This is a genomic window from Hyphobacterium sp. (assembly GCF_965229905.1).
In the GTDB taxonomy this organism is placed as follows: domain Bacteria; phylum Pseudomonadota; class Alphaproteobacteria; order Caulobacterales; family Maricaulaceae; genus Hyphobacterium.
In genome coordinates this window covers 1502649-1517681 of record NZ_OZ245930.1, presented here as the reverse complement: position 1 = coordinate 1517681, position 15033 = coordinate 1502649, and the positions used below count along the sequence as shown (strand labels likewise).

Below are 15033 nucleotides of genomic sequence, written 5' to 3'. Positions count from 1 at the left end.
ACGCACTGGTGAGAGCTGCCCGGAAAGTGGAGTGTGGAAGGTAACGACCACCCCAACGACAACCGCCCCGATTGCCAAGGGCAACCGCATGCCGCCTTACGGAGGCAAAGCGGTTACTTGGAAACTCATACAGTACGCGTAGTTTCTGCGATAGCGTGGCTTAGCCGTTGGTTCGGCTAAGCCACCACTTTACCAGCTGCCCGAATTCTCCATCGACGCCCACGGTTCCTGCGGCTCCCGTGCCTCGCCGGCCTGCAAAAGTTCGATGGAAATTCCGTCCGGAGATTTCAGGAACGCCATGCGGCCATCACGGGGTGGGCGGTGCACCGTGTAACCGAGGCCGGCCATCCGCGAGCACACTGCGTAGATGTCCTGCACGCGATAGGCCAGATGGCCGAAATTCCGGCCGCCGGAATACGCCTCGGGATCCCAGTTATACGTGAGCTCGATTGTTGGTAGTCCGGCCGGAATGGGGCTTTCATCGCCAGTGTAACCACCCCGCTTAAGATCGTCGGGACTGGCCAGAAAAATCAGCGTGAACCGTCCCGGCTCGCTATCGACCCGGCGGATTTCCTTCATCCCCAGCCCGTCGCAAAAGAACCGCAACGTCTCGTCGACATCCGATACCCGGATCATGGTGTGCAGATATTCCATCTCTAAGTCCTGTTTTCCTTGCTGGCAGCAATAACGCTGGCCCGGCGCGCCCATTTCGGCCGCTGACGCTTGATCACCACATCGTCCAGCGGCTCACCGCGCGCCCTCATCAATGCTGCCTGAAAGGCCTCCGGCGCACGCTGATGATGGAACCGGGCGGCGAGAAAGCCGCACAGCGCCCAGGCGCCGACGAGACCGAAAAAGATATAGAACATCCAAGGGTAATAGCCCGGCGCGAACAGATCGCTGGCCGCGAGCACCGCCGTTAGCCAGTTCCAGAAGGCGACAAGGCCGAGCAGCGCCGGCGGGGTGATGACAATCGCCCCGAGCAGTGCCAACGATGCATAGAGTGTCCAGCGCGGCGCATAGGCATCGACATAAATGCGCACAAATGTCGCCGCATCCACGCCGCTGATCGTGTGCGCCCGGTCGGCCTGCCGGCCGACATATTCGGCGCGGGCATCGGCCGACAGGCTTCGCACCGCGATGATCCAGCGGAGCAGCAGGGCGATCACGGCAAGCACCGCGACGACCGCAGCGATAACAAACGGATTGATCATGCGCCAAATCTAGGCGCTGACGGCCTCATAGGCCAGCATGGCGCGCTTCCGGCTGACACCCCAGTGATACCCGGTGAGGCGTCCGTCGGCAGCCAGCACGCGATGGCACGGGATGAGCCAGCTGACCGGATTGGCTCCGACCGCGGCACCGACGGCGCGCGCCGCCTTCGGCAGGCAGACCTGTGCGGCGATATCGCGATAGCTGACCGTCCGGCCCGGCGGTATGGATAGCAGGGCGCGCCAGACCTGACGCTGCCAAGGCGTTCCGTACAGGGCCAAGGGTATAGGCTGACCATAAGCGGTGAAAATCCGCTGCGCCCAGTCATTGGCGACAGCATCATCGCGATCGAATCGCGCCGCCGGAAAACGCGACCGCAAATCCTCGAAGGCCGTTTCGATATCAGGCTCGGCAAATGCCAGCGCCGACAGGCCCCGTGGCGCAACCAGAAACACGCCGGTTCCAAAAGGCGTCGGCGTGGCACCCCAGACAAAATCGAGACCTTGGCCCTTCGCGCGTGCCTGGCCAGGCGTCACCTGTTCGTGCGCGATGAACAGGTCGTGCAGACGGCTGGGGCCGGACAGTCCGGCCTCGAAGCTGGCATCGAGAACGCTCGCACCCCCATCCAGCGCTTCGCGTGCCGCATCGTGCGCAAGTGCGCCAATATACTTCTTCGGGCTCATGCCGACCCAGCGGGAAAATATGCGCTGAAAATGATGCGGCGACAGACCGGCCGAACGCGCTGCCGCGTCGAGATCGGGATGGTCTTGCCAGTGTTCACCGAGAAAACTCAGCGCTTCGCTCACCCGTTCATAGTCGCGCTGCGCGGCATGAAGGTCGTAGGAAATCGGCTCGGAAAAGCGTGTCATGCAATTGAGGATGAACTCCGCCGGATCTAATCGCCACCCGTTTCTTGCGCCGGAATCGCGCGCGCCCGGATGATCGCCTTCTCAATGGCCTTGCCAAGGTCCGGCCGTTCTGAAGGGCTCAGAAACGACCCGACGAGCAAACGCCGGCCGGCAAACGCAAGCTCGACGGCCGCATCATGCAGGCCGGGCTTGTGCACAATCACCCGTGTCCAGCCTGTGGGCAGCACGAAATGCCGGACCGCTCCATTCGGATGCAGCCGGTGGACCAGGATACGATCGCGCGCGATGCGAATGATTTCCCGGCGGCGTCCGTCCCGGTAGCTGATCTTGAAAGCCAGCCAGACCAGAAGAACGTCAAGACCGAAAAAGAAAGGCACCGGCCAGGCCCCCATTCGCCAGTACACAATGCCCGCCACGAAGCTCACACCGCACAAAACCGCCATCAGAATTACGAAACCGGGATTCGGCAATGAGCGATGAGGTGCCAGAATGGCATCCATGAATAGCGTTCCGTCAACGTCGTCCGGCAAAGCCGCAACGGGCGGCAGGGTTTCAATTGGTGCGCTCACGCTTTGCAATATAGACGCTACCTGCCCGATGTCGCGTGACGCATGCGCACATTCCGGCTAAGCGCGAGACATGATAGATCCCGCACTGTTTTTCGGTTTTGCGTTCGCAGCACTGCTGATTGAGCTGACGCCCGGCCCCAACATGGCGTGGCTCGTAACCCTGAGCATCTCGGAAGGCCGCAAAGCCGGGCTTGCCGCGACAGTGGGCATCGGACTGGGGCTTGCATTTCTCGCCGGCCTTTCAGCCATAGGCCTGGCGGCGGTCATCGCCAGTTCCGACCTCGCCTATGAGGCTTTGCGGTGGGCTGGCGCGCTGTTCATGCTCTATCTCGCATGGGAAGGCTGGCGAGCCGCCGGCGAGTCGTCCACAGCCCTCCGCACCGCGCGGCATACAGCTCATGCGGCCCGCGGTTTCGTTATCAATGCCCTGAATCCCAAAGCGGCGGTTTTTTACATCACGGTCATGCCGCAATTTATCTCGCCCAGCCTCCCCGCACAGCCGCAGGCCTTGCTGCTCGCCCTGTCTTCGGTTGCCATCGCCACGACCATTCACGCCTTGCTTGTTCTGCTCGCAGGGAGCTTGCGGACGTTCATCGACGACGAAGCGCAAAACCGGATGATCCGGCGCGTCCTGTCGGTGGCGCTGGTCGGCATCGCGGTCTGGCTCTTCCTGTCCGCAGCGCGATAAGCCTTGGCGGGCGCGGCAGGGCAGGTTAGGTCACGTCCATGCCGCGAAAGCCCAAACTCCGCCCGTTCACCGTCGAAGAAGCGACCGATTTTTACGCGCGATTGGCCGAAGTGCGGCCGGAACCGGCGACCGAGCTCGACTATGTGAATCCCTACACGCTCGTGGTCGCCGTCGCGCTCTCGGCACAGGCAACGGATGTCGGAGTCAACAAGGCCACGAAGGCTTTGTTTGCGATCGCCGACACGCCGGAAAAGATGATCGCGCTCGGCGAAGACGGTATCCGCGAACATATCAAGACGATCGGCTTGTTCCGCAACAAAGCCAAGAATGTCTACGCGCTGTCAAAGATGATCCTTGAGGACTTCGGCGGGGAGGTGCCCCGCAACCGCGAGGATCTGGAGAAACTCCCTGGCGTTGGGCGCAAGACCGCCAATGTCGTTATGAACGAGTCGTTTGGAGAGCCGACCATCGCTGTCGATACGCACATCTTCCGCGTATCGAACCGGACAGGCCTTGCGCCCGGCAAGAATCCGCTTGAGGTCGAACAAAAGCTCGAGGCCATCACCCCGCGGCAATATCTGAAAGGCGCGCATCACTGGCTGATCCTGCACGGCCGCTATACCTGCAAGGCGCGCAAGCCGGATTGCCCGAACTGCGCGGTCGCCGATCTCTGCCGGTTTGAGGAAAAAACGCCTGCCTAGCCCGGGCGCACAATCTCTTCATAGCCAAACGCATCGCGCAATCCGTCACGCAAATCCCGCATCACAGGCGCGCTGCACCCCTGATACCACGTCACGGTGTGCATCCGCCGCTGCGTCGTATAGCTGATCGTGATCGACGGCATGTCGGAGAGCTGCGGGCCGGGACAAACGTCTGGATTGGCGAATGTGTAGTTTTCGGGCAGTGAGAAGAAATTCGCGTTCTCCAGAAGATCCTGCATCAGCGCATAACTCCCGGGCGTTAGCTCACCTTCCGAAAACCCGTTGATCCGCGTAAACCGGCGGCCATTGAGCTCGTATTGATCGTCCGGCGTGACAGTAAGCTCGTAAATGGGGCAAGATCCAAAACAGGCACTCTCTGACACCTGAATCGCTTCAATGGAATTATGCTCGGTCGCACAGGCTGCGAGCGCGAACAGCGATGTACTCAGCAGGAAAGCGCGCATGAAAGTCTCCCGGCGGGCTAAGCGGCACCCTGCCGCAAAACGCCGATGGTGTCATGACACTAGATCGTGCTTGGATAACAACCGGTCGAGCGCAGCCGCAAAATGGGCGCCGGTATACGGGCCTTGCTCGGGATAAAGATAAGGCTCGATCAGTTCGAGCTCCATGATCTTCCACCCGCCATCATCGCCCCGCATCAGATCAACCCGCGCATAGAGCAGGGCGCCGTCCACCGCCTGCAATGCGGCACGCGCAACCGCCAGGGCGTCGGAGGGCGGGTCCACCGGTGCCTCGGTCGCGCCATAAAGCGATTGTGTGCGGTAATCGCCGGCCTTCGGCTTTTTGATCAATCCGTGAGAAAAAACGCGATCGAAGAAAAGGAGCGTGAGTTCGCCCTCGCTTTCGGCCGCTTTGAGAAAGGGTTGGATCAGACAATCGCCCGGCGGCAAGAGCGCCGCATCGGGCAGGCTGTCCCCCTGGCGCAACCGGCATTGCCGCCAGGCGCTGGCGCCGATCCTTGGCTTGATCACGATCCGGTCAGCGCCGAGTTCATCGAACGCCGCCGCGATGGCCTTCGCGGTCGCACGCTCTTCCCAGATTGTCGGGATGGTCGGAACGCCGGCCTCTGCCAGGTCGCGGAAATAGGCCTTGTCGCTGTTCCAGCGCAATATCGCCAGCGGATTCAACAAGCGCGTCGCCGTCGAAACCCGTTCCATCTGAGACAAGAACAATTCCGGCTTCTGCATATAGTCCCAGCAGGTGCCGACAACAGCAGCATCGAACTCTGAAGGCTGGAATGCCGGATCATCCCAGATCACCTCTTCGAGGGCGATCATGCGGTGTTTGCAGGCCGGAGCCAGCGCGGCCATTTCTAACGCATGCTCCCAGGCATCCTCGCGGGCATCCGGCGACTCGCCCGCAACACAGGAGGCGGTAAGGAAGGCGACGCGTCTCATGCGGCGCGGTTAGCGCTTTGCAACGCAGTCCGCAAGCTTGCGGCTGCGCCGGGGCCGCGCTAGGCCGCCGTCTTGCCGGACATCGGCAATAAAAGGAGCTGAAAATGGGTCGAGCCCGTTACGACGTCATTGGTGTGGGCAATGCCATCGTGGATGTGATTGCGCAGTGCGATGATGACTTCCTGCGGGCTCAATCGATCGAGAAGGGCGCCATGACCCTGATCGACGAGGCGCGCGCAGAAACGCTGTACAGTGCCATGGCGCCGGGCAAGGAGGTCTCGGGCGGATCGGCAGCAAACACGCTGGCGGGTATCGCCGCCCTGGGCGCGCGGGGCGCCTACATCGGCAAGGTCGCCGACGACGAGCTGGGCAAGATATTCCGTCACGATCTGAATGCCGCCGGGGTCGATTACGACACGGCGCCGCTAAAAGACGGCCCACTCACGGCACGATGCCTGATCAATGTGACGCCTGACGCGCAACGGTCCATGTCGACCTTCCTCGGCGCATCGGTCTTCTTCTCGGAAGAGGATATCGACGCCGAGAAGATCGGCGCGGCCCGCATCACCTACCTTGAAGGCTATCTGTTCGATCGCGACGAGGCCAAGGCGGCTTTCGTGCGCGCCGCGGAGATCGCGCAGGCCGCAGACCGCCTGACGTCCTTGACCTTGTCCGACAGCTTCTGTGTTGATCGCCACCGGGCCTCCTTCCGCCAGCTGGTCCGCAATCACATCGATATCCTCTTCGCGAACGAAGCCGAATTGCTGTCGCTCTACGAGACCGACGATTTCGACGACGCGCTGGCCGCCGTGAAAGCGGAAACCCGCATCGCCGCCGTCACCCGCTCCGAGAAAGGCGCTGTCCTGATTGAGGATGGTCATTCGGTCGCCATCGAAGCGGAACCGGTTGAAAAAATTGTCGACACGACAGGGGCGGGGGATCTGTTCGCCGCTGGCATGCTGACAGGCTTGGCGACAGGCCGCGATCTCGAAACCTCCGGCCGCCTCGGCGCGATCGCCGCCGCGGAAATCATCTCCCACATCGGCGCGCGGCCGAACACAAATCTGAAAGTCCTCTCCCAGCAACGCGGCATCGACCTCGACAGCGCATGAGGTCTTACCGGTGGCTTAATCCCGGTCTGAAAATGCGATCCATACCCATTAACGAAAACTGATTCGCGCCTTAACCACGTTTCAAGCCCTTTCTGCCATTTTCATCCTGAATGAGAAGAAAAATCAGGGTGGTTGGAAAAATGTTTGGCGGACAGATCCATCGGAACATGGGACTTGCCGCGGCATCGAACGGCCCTTGGTTCAGGAATTAAGGGCGTTCAATGGCACCGCTTCACAGCCTGATATCGCGCTTTATGCGGTCGTTGACCATGAAATTCACGGTCATGACGGCTTTCTTGATGATCGCGACCGCAGCGCTCTTGATGGTGATCGAGAATATGAGCGACCGCCAGGAACATACGGCCGTACTGATCGAGCGCGCCGGCATGAAGGCGCAAATGTTGTCGCTCAACGCATCCGAAGACATTGTTTCTGACGATCGTGACCGCCTGCAAGCCCGGATCGCCCGTTTCGCCGAACGAGACGATGTCACCGAAGCCTTCATTGCGGATGCCCGGCGCCGGATCCTGGTACACAGCAATGCCGGTAATGCGATCGAATCCGCTCTGGCCGCCGATCCGCTCGTCGTCATGGCCCTCGGCTCTGGCGAAACGCGCACTGAAACCCGCGATGGCGCCGTACATGTCGCCGCGCCGATCTACAGTTCTGCGGGCCGGCTGACGGGCGTGGTCTACACCCAGTCGCCGATGGACGAATTGCGGGCCGCCGGACGCCGGGCTTTGCAGCGGCACATGCTGACCGCCACCCTTGCCATGTTGATCCTGCTGCCAGTCGCAGGGGCGCTTGTTTACTTCTCGCTGCGCCCCATCGGCCAGCTGACCGATGCGGCGCGGACGGCGTCGTCCAAATCGCTGGATATCCGCTTGAATGTGAAAACCGGCGACGAGCTGGAAGTGCTCGCCAATGCGTTCAATCGCATGCTCTCCCGGATCGACTCCAACCTGAAACGGATCCACCGCCTCGCCTATGTCGACATGATCACCGAGCTCCCGAACCGCGAGCGGTTCCGCAAGGAGGTCGAGCGGGTGACGCGCAAGGCTGTCGAGGAAAACACCACGGGCGCCGTCATGTTCCTGGACCTCGACCGGTTCAAGCGGGTGAACGATTCTCTCGGCATCGGCGAAGGTGACCGCCTTCTGGAAATGGTCGCCCGCCGGCTGCGCGAGACGGCACGCGGCTTCGACCTGTCCAAAGGCGGCCAGAGCGAGCCGTCCATGGTGGCGCGCCTGGGGGGAGACGAATTCACGCTGTTGGTGCCGCACGTCGAGAATTCATCCGATATCGCCCGGTTCGCCCAACAGATAATCAATGCCGTCAGCCGCCCCTTTGACGTCTCCGGTCACCAGGTCTTCCTCGGCATCAGCGTTGGCGTCGCGACCTTCCCGCAGGACGGTGCAGAGCCGGAAAGCCTGCTGCGCCATGCCGATCTGGCCATGGCCCACGCCAAGCAGTCCGGCGGCAATGCCGTGCATTTCTTCGAGCAATCTATGAATCAGTCCGCATTCGAGCGCCTGGTGCTAGAGAACGAGCTGCGCGATGCGGTCAAGAACGATCAGCTAGCCGTCTTCTATCAGCCGAAAGTGCGCATGAAAGATGGCGTCATTGCCGGCTCGGAAGCGCTCGTGCGCTGGAACCATCCGACATCGGGCTTGCTCACACCCGGCCACTTCATCGAAGCGGCGGAAGAATCGGGTCTGATCGGCGAGATCGGCGACTGGGTTCTGCGAGCCGCATGCGAACAGGCCGCGTCCTGGGCCAGTGAGGGCTTGGTCCTGCCGATCGCGGTGAACGTCTCCGCAATTCAGTTTGAACGTCCGGGCTTTGCCGACAATGTGATGGAAGTCCTGGAGCAAACCGGACTGCCGCCTGAGCTGCTCGAGATCGAGCTGACCGAATCGATTGCGATGCGCGATCCGCAACGCGTGATCGATCAGGTCCAGCCGCTCCGGAATCGTGGCGTCAAATTCGCCATCGATGATTTCGGCACCGGTCACTCCTCTTTGTCCTATCTGACGCGCATGCCGTTCGACGTGTTCAAGATCGACCAGAGCTTCGTCCGGTCGATGGCGCAAGATCCGCACTCGCATGCCGTGGTCGAGACGATCCTGGCCCTGGCCAAAGCGCTCAAGCTGAAAACGGTGGCTGAGGGTGTCGAAACCACCGAGCAGCTGACCGCGCTGCGCGAGGAAGGCGCGACACTGGCCCAGGGTTATCTGTTCTCGAAGCCAGTGCCAGCGGAGGACTTCGAATCCTACGCCCGCGCGAGCCTCGCCGACGACATCCAGGCCGCCTCCGCCTGACCGGCACGGCTTGACGTTCGCTTCCGCGAAGCCCAACTCTGCTGTCCCATTGCGGAGGCAGGTATGACCACAGACAAACCGAATCCCGGCTGGCGCGGCACCACCATTCTCGGTGTTCGCAAGAACGGCAAGTTCGTCCTCGCGGGGGATGGTCAGGTCTCGGTCGGACCGACGGTCATGAAGGGCAACGCCAAGAAAGTCCGGCGCCTTGCCGGCGGCAAGGTGGTCGCCGGATTCGCCGGCGCCACAGCCGATGCGTTCGCCCTGTTCGAACGCCTCGAGTCGAAACTGGAAAAGCATTCCGGCCAGCTGGCCCGCGCCTGTGTCGAGCTTGCCAAGGATTGGCGGACCGATCGCTACCTTCGCCGCCTCGATGCCATGCTCATCGTCGGCGATGCTGACGCGACGTTTCTGATCACCGGCGCCGGCGATGTGCTCGATCCGGAAGACGGGGTTGTCGCGGTCGGCTCGGGCGGCAATTACGCGCTGTCTGCGGCGCGCGCCCTGATGGAATACGAGGATGATGCCGAAACGCTCGCCCGCAAAGCGATGGCGATTGCCGCGCGCATCTGCGTCTACACCAATGACCAGCTGACCATCGAGGTGATGGAGACCTAACGCGCGAAAATCTGGCCTTCATCGCGGAAAGTTTTGAACTCCAGTGCATTTCCGCTGGGATCGATGATGAAGAAAGTGCCCTGCTCACCGGGTTTGCCGGCAAAGCGCACATACGGTTCGATCAGGAAATCTGCCCCCGCATCCTGAAGCCGGTCCGCCAGCGCCTCCCAATCCGCCCATTTCATCAACAGGCCGAAATGGCGGACGGGCACTTTCTTGCCGTCGACATCGTTGGCAATGGCACCGCCGCATTCCTCCGGCGCGTAATGCGCCACGACCTGGTGGCCGAACAGGTCGAAATCGATCCAGTGGCCGGGATCTTCCCGTCCTTCCGGACAGCCCAGCAAATCGCCATAAAAAGTGCGCGCCGCTTGCAGATCGTGAACCGGGAAGGCGAGGTGAAAGCGGGGCCTTTGCGCATCTGTCATGAGTTTTCTCAGCTTCAGCCTTTGTGGAACCCGTCTCGCGGGACTACATCTCGCCTCAACACCTAGACCGGAAAGCCCTTTCTGAACATGACCGATTTCTCGCCCCGCGAAATAGTGTCCGAGCTTGATCGCCACATCATTGGGCAGAAGGACGCCAAGCGCGCCGTCGCCATCGCCCTGCGCAATCGCTGGCGCCGCCGCCGTCTCGAGCCAGGTCTGCGCGAAGAGGTGACGCCCAAGAACATCCTGATGATTGGCCCGACCGGTGTCGGCAAGACCGAGATCTCGCGGCGCCTGGCCAAGCTCGCCAAGGCGCCCTTCATCAAGATCGAGGCCACCAAGTTCACCGAAGTTGGCTATGTTGGCCGCGATGTCGACCAGATCGCCCGTGACCTCGTCGAAGTCGCTATCGGCATGGTTCGCGAAGAAAAGCGGGAATCGGTAAAGGCGCGCGCCCACAAAGCCGCCGAAGACCGCGTGCTGAAGGCGCTGGTGGGGCCGGGCGCCAGTGAGTCCACGAAGGAAAGTTTCCGCAAACGTCTGCGCGACGGAGAGCTCGACGACAAGGAGATTGAGGTCGAGCTGGCGGATTCAGGATCGCCCTTCCAGCAGCTTGATATACCCGGCATGCCCGGTGGGGCTGGCGTGCTCAATCTCTCCGATATCCTCGGTAAGGGTTTTGGCGGACGGACAAAGCGGGTGCGCACAACGGTACGCGAAGCGTATGATCCGCTGATTGCCGAGGAAGCCGACAAGTTGATAGACGACGCGGCGATCACCGCCGAGGCCATACAATTGGCGGAGAATGACGGTATCGTTTTCTTGGATGAGATCGACAAGATTACCGCGCGCTCGGATGCCCGCGGAGCGGATGTCTCCCGCGAAGGCGTGCAGCGCGATCTCTTGCCATTGATCGAGGGCACGACCGTCTCGACCAAGCACGGCCCCGTGAAAACCGACCACATCCTGTTCATCGCCTCGGGCGCCTTCCACATTGCCAAGCCCTCTGACATGCTGCCGGAATTACAGGGGCGTTTGCCGATCCGGGTCGAGCTGCGGGCCCTCACCAAGGACGACTTCAAGCGTATCCTGACCGAGCCCGAGGCCAGCCTGATCAAGCAATACACAGCCCTGATCGGCACTGAAGATGTGACCCTCGATTTCTCCGACGACGCCGTCGAGGAAATCGCCGGCCTGGCCGCGCGCGTCAATGAGAGTGTCGAGAATATCGGAGCGCGGCGATTGCAGACCATCATGGAGAAACTGGTCGAGGAAATCTCGTTCACGGCGTCGGATCGCGCGGGTGAATCGATCCATATCGACGGAAATTATGTGCGTGACGCTGTCGGTGATCTCGCGCAGGACACCGATCTGTCAAAATTCATCCTCTAGAGCGCCCGGATCGTGACATAGAACGCCCCGTCGCCGCCATGGCGACGGTGGGCCGGTGCGAATCCGGTCACCAGATGACGCAATTCCGCTTCGGCGAGCCAGTCCGGCAAAAGCCGCTTCAACACCCCGGTCGCGGATTCACCTTCGGAGCGCAGCCGCGAGAGGGCTTTCCCCTTGCCGGTGATCACCAACACGCAGCGAAAGCCGCGCGAGCGCGCGCCATGCAGGAAATGACCGAGCGCCGTGCGGGCCGCGTCCTGCGTCATGCCATGCAGATCGATGCGCGCATCGACCTCGACCCGGCCACGTCTTAACCGCCGTTCTGCCGACCGGTCCTGAGGCGGTGCCGGTGATCGCGGCGACTCCGGTTTCGGCTTGGAAACCGGCCGGGCGCGCCCCAACCCGGTCACATCCGGCACGGCTTGATCCGTTGGTCGGTCGGGTTCGGGCACGCCCTTTGGATCGAGTGGTGTGACCGTCCTGGTCACGTGCCGCCAGATTTGACGCTCTTCCGGGCGGAGAACCCGCTTTTTCATGACGCGCGGGTCAGACGCTCGGCCACGCTTCGCGGCACAAGCACAATCCAGCCGGCTTCAGATCGCGTCGATCCGGCACGGCGCTCCGCCATTTCACCCCAGCCATAAAACAGATCGCCGCGCAGCGGCCCGGTGATGGCACCGCCTGTATCCTGGGTCACCACGACACCCGTCCACCCGTCCTCTCCGGGAAGATCGGCCGAGAGCACGACCGGAACGCCGTATGGCAGAAAGCCCGGATCGACGGCTACAGACCCCATCGGCGTCAGCGGCAAACCCGCCGCACCGCGGGGACCGAGGTTGGGATCCGGCAAAGGCTCAAGTCCGAAGAAAACATAGCGCGGATTGACTGAGAACAGTTCGGCGGTCGCGCCGGGCCCGTTTTCCGCGAGCCAGGCTTCGATTCCAGCTTTCGACGCCTCATGCAATTCCAGCTCGCCGAGCGCGACCAGCTCGCGGCCGATCGAGACGTAAGGCTGGCCATTATGGGCGGCGAACGCTGCCCGCACGGTTTCGCCATCCTCAAACACCAACCTGCCGGAGCCTTGAATTTGCAGGAAGAAGATGTCGACCGGCCGGCCCCAGGCGAGTACATCGCCACTATCGCTGCGTTCGATCTCATCGCGTTCGCGATAGGGAATGAAGCGATTTCCCTCCACCCGCCCGACAAGGCGCCGTCCGGCCAGGTCGTCGGCAAAAGCCCCGAGATCGGCACTTAGAAGGTCGCCCGGTCGCGCCCGGACCGGATGGGTGAACTCCCCTCCCGGTGCGCGCCGGACCGCGACTTCGGGTTCGTAATAACCTGTCAGCAGGCCGGTGGCCTGGCCACCGAAACGCACACGAACGGGTATGAACCGGGATTCGAAGAATGCGCGCGGCGCCAAGGCGCTGCGCTCGGCGCACACGGCTTGCCATTCGCCTCGGCTTCCATAGGCCGGGCCAAGTTCGGAGAGTGGAGAATCGGCGGCCTGATCTTCGATCGCGCGGCATGATCGCGCGAAAGCTTGCGCCGCGGGGCCAAGATCCAGCTGCGGCCAAGCCGCAATATCGTCCCAGCGCAATACCTCGAAGACCGGTCGGGCCGGCGTATCGGTCTCGATTTCGGGTTCAGGCGGGGGCGCGGCCGGCTCCCGGCTGCATGCGATAAGAACAAGGCACAGCGATAAAACGCTAAGCCGTGCGAACGCCGGCAAGCTTCCAGTTCGGATCACGGCTCTCGGCATCCTTTTCGAACGTCCAGATTTCTTCGACCGTCGTCAGGCGGGTCAGATCACCTGACACGGTCTTGCCGGCGCTGTCTTTCGTTTCGGTTGATATATCGGCCTTGAACCGGATTTTGACGCGGATCGTGTCACCGTCGCAATGGCTTTCCAGCAATTCGGCTTCGGAGATCCGCTCGATCTCCGTGGTCGAAACCTGCTGCTTGTGTTCGCGGTCGGAAATCGCTTTCTCATACCGGTCGAAGACTTTCGGTGTGAGCAGTGGCTTCAGCGCATCGCGGTCGCCTTTGGCGAAGCCTTCCACGATCATCGAATAAGCCTTGCGTGCGCCTTCCAGGAAGAGCGCCGGATCCATGTCGACGACCCAGCCTTTCGGTTGCTGACCTTCAGTCATTGCCGGCGACAGCTCGGCCGGATCGGCCTTCTTGTCACTGGCCGGGGTCACCGGGCGCAGATCAGGCGTATGGCCGGTTTTCCGGCCCAGCACTGTGAAGAGGCGATAACCGAAAAACGCCGCTGCTCCGGCGGCAATGAGGAGAGTGATCAACTCCATGGCGCGTCCGAGGACTCCTGCTTGATCTGCGATAGCGTAACATAGGGTGGGTTTCGGTCTGAGTCAGCCCGCAGCCTGCGTCTTGCCCCCTCCGCGCGCACATGTTACCCGCGCGGCTTCGTCAAACGGCCGTCACGCGCTGACCGCCGGACTACGGGCTGGAGATACAAGTATGGCTGATACGCCGGAAACAGGCGGTAATCCGCAGAACAATATTCCTGAAAACATGCCGCAAATGCGGATGCTGGTGCAGTATGTGAAGGACCTGTCCTTCGAGAATCCGGGTGCTCCCGCCACGTTGCGGGCCAACCAGGCGCAGCCCAGCATCGATATCAATATAGATGTTCAGGCCCGCGGCGTTGAGGACAACACCTACGAAGTCACCATCATGATGTCGGCCCAAGCCAAGCGCGAAGACGATACGACATTCATCTGCGAACTCGCCTATGGTGGCCTGTTCGAACTGTTGAACTTCGACGATGCCGCGCGTCAGCCCATGCTGCTGGTCGAGTGCCCGCGGCTCCTCTTCCCCTATGCGCGACGCGTTTTCGCGGATGCGACCCGCGATGGCGGCTTCCCGCCGCTGATGCTGGAGCCGATCGATTTTGCTGGCCTCTACCGCCAGCAATTAGTGCGTCAACAGCAGGCCGGCGCCGCAGCGAAGGATGGCGAAACGCCGGTTCAGTAACCGGTTCAGCGCCTAAAGCAGACCGGTCGACTTCCAGACCGGCCGCTCGCCGAGCGATTCGACAAAAGCTTCATGAGCCGCCTGTTCGTCTTTCGACAGGCGGCATTTTAGCGGCACCGGGCGCGCCGGCCGCTTCGGGAAAGTGACGACGCCTCCGGATTCACCACTGTCGCCGGCCAGGTCGAGCGCGCGTTCGCGCCCGCCATTGAGCTCGAGATAGACATCGGCCAGCAACAACGCATCGATAATCGCGCCGTGCTTGTCGCGGCTTTCAAGTGAAATTCCGAAGCGCTTGCACAGCGCGTCGAGCGAGGCATGCGCACCCGGAAACTTCTTGCGCGCCATCACCACGGTATCGACCCAGCGCTCGTTCGCGATCACCGGCTTGCCGATCCGCTCCAGCTCCATATTGATGAAGCCACGGTCGAAAGGCGCATTGTGGGCCACCACACGGGCATCGCCGACAAAGTCGAGGAAACCGTCGGCGACGTCCTTGAACAGGGGCTTGTCCGCCAGGAATTCCTCGGTCAGCCCGGTAATCTCCGTAACTTTTTCGGGAATGCCGCGCTGCGGATTGACGTAGGCGTGCCAGGTCCGGCCCGTCGGAATGAAATCCTCGACCTCGACGCAGCCGAGCTCGGTGATCCGGTCGCCGGTCTGCGGGTCGAGTCCTGTGGTTTCCGTATCGAAGACAATCTCGCGCATGGA

The 15033-nt window shown here is 61.9% G+C and carries 18 protein-coding genes; 7 read left to right on the top strand and 11 right to left on the bottom strand.

The window, feature by feature from the left end; all coding sequences use genetic code 11:
* Positions 1 to 189 precede the first annotated feature (189 nt).
* From ACO08C_RS07685 to ACO08C_RS07670, 4 genes are read right to left on the bottom strand one after another with little or no spacing between them, the layout of a single operon-like run.
* Positions 190 to 654 carry a VOC family protein gene (locus ACO08C_RS07685; RefSeq protein ID WP_421784593.1) on the bottom strand — a complete coding sequence of 155 codons (465 nt, stop codon included), beginning with the start codon at positions 652 to 654 and terminating at the stop codon, positions 190 to 192.
* A 2-nt stretch (positions 655 to 656) separates the two neighbouring features.
* Entirely contained in the window at positions 657 to 1214 is a 558-nt protein-coding gene (locus tag ACO08C_RS07680; protein WP_421784592.1) for a hypothetical protein, read from the bottom strand.
* Positions 1215 to 1223: 9 nt separating this feature from the next.
* Positions 1224 to 2081 (bottom strand): methylated-DNA--[protein]-cysteine S-methyltransferase, encoded by an 858-nt coding sequence (locus tag ACO08C_RS07675; protein ID WP_421784590.1) that lies wholly within the window; start codon positions 2079 to 2081, stop codon positions 1224 to 1226.
* A gap of 26 nt (positions 2082 to 2107) precedes the next feature.
* On the bottom strand, positions 2108 to 2650 hold the full coding sequence (locus ACO08C_RS07670) for a DUF2244 domain-containing protein (protein ID WP_421784588.1): 543 nt from the start codon (positions 2648 to 2650) through the stop codon (positions 2108 to 2110).
* A 70-nt stretch (positions 2651 to 2720) separates the two neighbouring features.
* Between ACO08C_RS07670 and ACO08C_RS07665 the strand changes: the two genes are divergently transcribed.
* Entirely contained in the window at positions 2721 to 3338 is a 618-nt protein-coding gene (locus tag ACO08C_RS07665) for a LysE family translocator (RefSeq protein WP_421784586.1), read from the top strand.
* Between the two features lie 38 nt (positions 3339 to 3376).
* The gene (gene nth / locus ACO08C_RS07660; protein WP_421784584.1) at positions 3377 to 4039 is read left to right on the top strand and encodes an endonuclease III; all 663 of its coding nucleotides are present in this window, start codon (positions 3377 to 3379) and stop codon (positions 4037 to 4039) included.
* Here nth and ACO08C_RS07655 read toward each other — a convergent pair.
* Both ACO08C_RS07655 and ACO08C_RS07650 read right to left on the bottom strand, forming a co-directional pair.
* A complete protein-coding gene (locus ACO08C_RS07655) occupies positions 4036 to 4503 on the bottom strand; it encodes a DUF6438 domain-containing protein (RefSeq protein WP_421784582.1) in 468 nt (155 codons plus the stop codon). The two genes, nth and ACO08C_RS07655, sit on opposite strands and share 4 nt — an antisense overlap.
* 51 nt (positions 4504 to 4554) lie before the next feature.
* A complete protein-coding gene (locus tag ACO08C_RS07650; RefSeq protein ID WP_421784580.1) occupies positions 4555 to 5457 on the bottom strand; it encodes an ATP-grasp domain-containing protein in 903 nt (300 codons plus the stop codon).
* A gap of 104 nt (positions 5458 to 5561) precedes the next feature.
* Here ACO08C_RS07650 and ACO08C_RS07645 point away from each other — a divergent pair, with 104 nt between their 5' ends.
* The 3 genes from ACO08C_RS07645 (at position 5562) to hslV (ending at position 9508) form a co-directional block, all read left to right on the top strand.
* Positions 5562 to 6569 carry an adenosine kinase gene (locus tag ACO08C_RS07645; RefSeq protein WP_421784578.1) on the top strand — a complete coding sequence of 336 codons (1008 nt, stop codon included), beginning with the start codon at positions 5562 to 5564 and terminating at the stop codon, positions 6567 to 6569.
* Positions 6570 to 6790: 221 nt separating this feature from the next.
* Positions 6791 to 8890 (top strand): putative bifunctional diguanylate cyclase/phosphodiesterase, encoded by a 2100-nt coding sequence (locus ACO08C_RS07640; RefSeq protein ID WP_421784576.1) that lies wholly within the window; start codon positions 6791 to 6793, stop codon positions 8888 to 8890.
* A 63-nt stretch (positions 8891 to 8953) separates the two neighbouring features.
* The gene (gene hslV / locus ACO08C_RS07635) at positions 8954 to 9508 is read left to right on the top strand and encodes an ATP-dependent protease subunit HslV (protein ID WP_421784575.1); all 555 of its coding nucleotides are present in this window, start codon (positions 8954 to 8956) and stop codon (positions 9506 to 9508) included.
* Here hslV and ACO08C_RS07630 read toward each other — a convergent pair.
* Entirely contained in the window at positions 9505 to 9936 is a 432-nt protein-coding gene (locus tag ACO08C_RS07630; RefSeq protein ID WP_421784573.1) for a VOC family protein, read from the bottom strand. The genes hslV and ACO08C_RS07630 overlap by 4 nt on opposite strands.
* 87 nt (positions 9937 to 10023) lie before the next feature.
* Between ACO08C_RS07630 and hslU the strand changes: the two genes are divergently transcribed.
* A complete protein-coding gene (gene hslU, locus ACO08C_RS07625) occupies positions 10024 to 11328 on the top strand; it encodes an ATP-dependent protease ATPase subunit HslU (RefSeq protein ID WP_421784571.1) in 1305 nt (434 codons plus the stop codon).
* Here the strand turns inward: hslU and ACO08C_RS07620 are convergent.
* The 3 genes from ACO08C_RS07620 to ACO08C_RS07610 form a co-directional block, all read right to left on the bottom strand.
* The gene (locus ACO08C_RS07620; RefSeq protein WP_421784569.1) at positions 11325 to 11747 is read right to left on the bottom strand and encodes a Smr/MutS family protein; all 423 of its coding nucleotides are present in this window, start codon (positions 11745 to 11747) and stop codon (positions 11325 to 11327) included. The genes hslU and ACO08C_RS07620 overlap by 4 nt on opposite strands.
* Before the next feature lie 113 nt (positions 11748 to 11860).
* Positions 11861 to 13075: a murein transglycosylase A gene (locus tag ACO08C_RS07615; RefSeq protein ID WP_421784567.1), complete on the bottom strand. Its 1215-nt coding sequence runs from the start codon at positions 13073 to 13075 to the stop codon at positions 11861 to 11863.
* Entirely contained in the window at positions 13035 to 13637 is a 603-nt protein-coding gene (locus ACO08C_RS07610; protein ID WP_421784566.1) for a Tim44/TimA family putative adaptor protein, read from the bottom strand. Before ACO08C_RS07610 ends, ACO08C_RS07615 begins: the two co-directional genes overlap by 41 nt.
* A 172-nt stretch (positions 13638 to 13809) precedes the next feature.
* Between ACO08C_RS07610 and secB the strand changes: the two genes are divergently transcribed.
* Positions 13810 to 14325 carry a protein-export chaperone SecB gene (gene secB, locus ACO08C_RS07605; RefSeq protein WP_421784564.1) on the top strand — a complete coding sequence of 172 codons (516 nt, stop codon included), beginning with the start codon at positions 13810 to 13812 and terminating at the stop codon, positions 14323 to 14325.
* Positions 14326 to 14337: 12 nt separating this feature from the next.
* On the opposite strand, the gene dnaQ is transcribed toward secB, so the two are convergent.
* The gene (gene dnaQ, locus ACO08C_RS07600) at positions 14338 to 15030 is read right to left on the bottom strand and encodes a DNA polymerase III subunit epsilon (RefSeq protein WP_421784563.1); all 693 of its coding nucleotides are present in this window, start codon (positions 15028 to 15030) and stop codon (positions 14338 to 14340) included.
* Between the last annotated feature and the right edge of the window lie 3 nt (positions 15031 to 15033).

Bases quoted from the DNA above. Each gene is read 5' to 3' on its own strand.
- ACO08C_RS07650 (WP_421784580.1), bottom strand. From the start codon at position 5,457: ATGAGACGCGTCGCCTTCCTTACCGCCTCCTGTGTTGCGGGCGAGTCG.
- nth (WP_421784584.1), top strand. From the start codon at position 3,377: ATGCCGCGAAAGCCCAAACTCCGCCCGTTCACCGTCGAAGAAGCGACC.
- ACO08C_RS07610 (WP_421784566.1), bottom strand. From the start codon at position 13,637: ATGGAGTTGATCACTCTCCTCATTGCCGCCGGAGCAGCGGCGTTTTTC.
- ACO08C_RS07630 (WP_421784573.1), bottom strand. From the start codon at position 9,936: ATGACAGATGCGCAAAGGCCCCGCTTTCACCTCGCCTTCCCGGTTCAC.
- ACO08C_RS07675 (WP_421784590.1), bottom strand. From the start codon at position 2,081: ATGACACGCTTTTCCGAGCCGATTTCCTACGACCTTCATGCCGCGCAG.
- hslV (WP_421784575.1), top strand. From the start codon at position 8,954: ATGACCACAGACAAACCGAATCCCGGCTGGCGCGGCACCACCATTCTC.
- ACO08C_RS07685 (WP_421784593.1), bottom strand. From the start codon at position 654: ATGGAATATCTGCACACCATGATCCGGGTATCGGATGTCGACGAGACG.
- ACO08C_RS07645 (WP_421784578.1), top strand. From the start codon at position 5,562: ATGGGTCGAGCCCGTTACGACGTCATTGGTGTGGGCAATGCCATCGTG.
- ACO08C_RS07665 (WP_421784586.1), top strand. From the start codon at position 2,721: ATGATAGATCCCGCACTGTTTTTCGGTTTTGCGTTCGCAGCACTGCTG.
- dnaQ (WP_421784563.1), bottom strand. From the start codon at position 15,030: ATGCGCGAGATTGTCTTCGATACGGAAACCACAGGACTCGACCCGCAG.
- ACO08C_RS07640 (WP_421784576.1), top strand. From the start codon at position 6,791: ATGGCACCGCTTCACAGCCTGATATCGCGCTTTATGCGGTCGTTGACC.
- ACO08C_RS07655 (WP_421784582.1), bottom strand. From the start codon at position 4,503: ATGCGCGCTTTCCTGCTGAGTACATCGCTGTTCGCGCTCGCAGCCTGT.
- secB (WP_421784564.1), top strand. From the start codon at position 13,810: ATGGCTGATACGCCGGAAACAGGCGGTAATCCGCAGAACAATATTCCT.
- hslU (WP_421784571.1), top strand. From the start codon at position 10,024: ATGACCGATTTCTCGCCCCGCGAAATAGTGTCCGAGCTTGATCGCCAC.
- ACO08C_RS07680 (WP_421784592.1), bottom strand. From the start codon at position 1,214: ATGATCAATCCGTTTGTTATCGCTGCGGTCGTCGCGGTGCTTGCCGTG.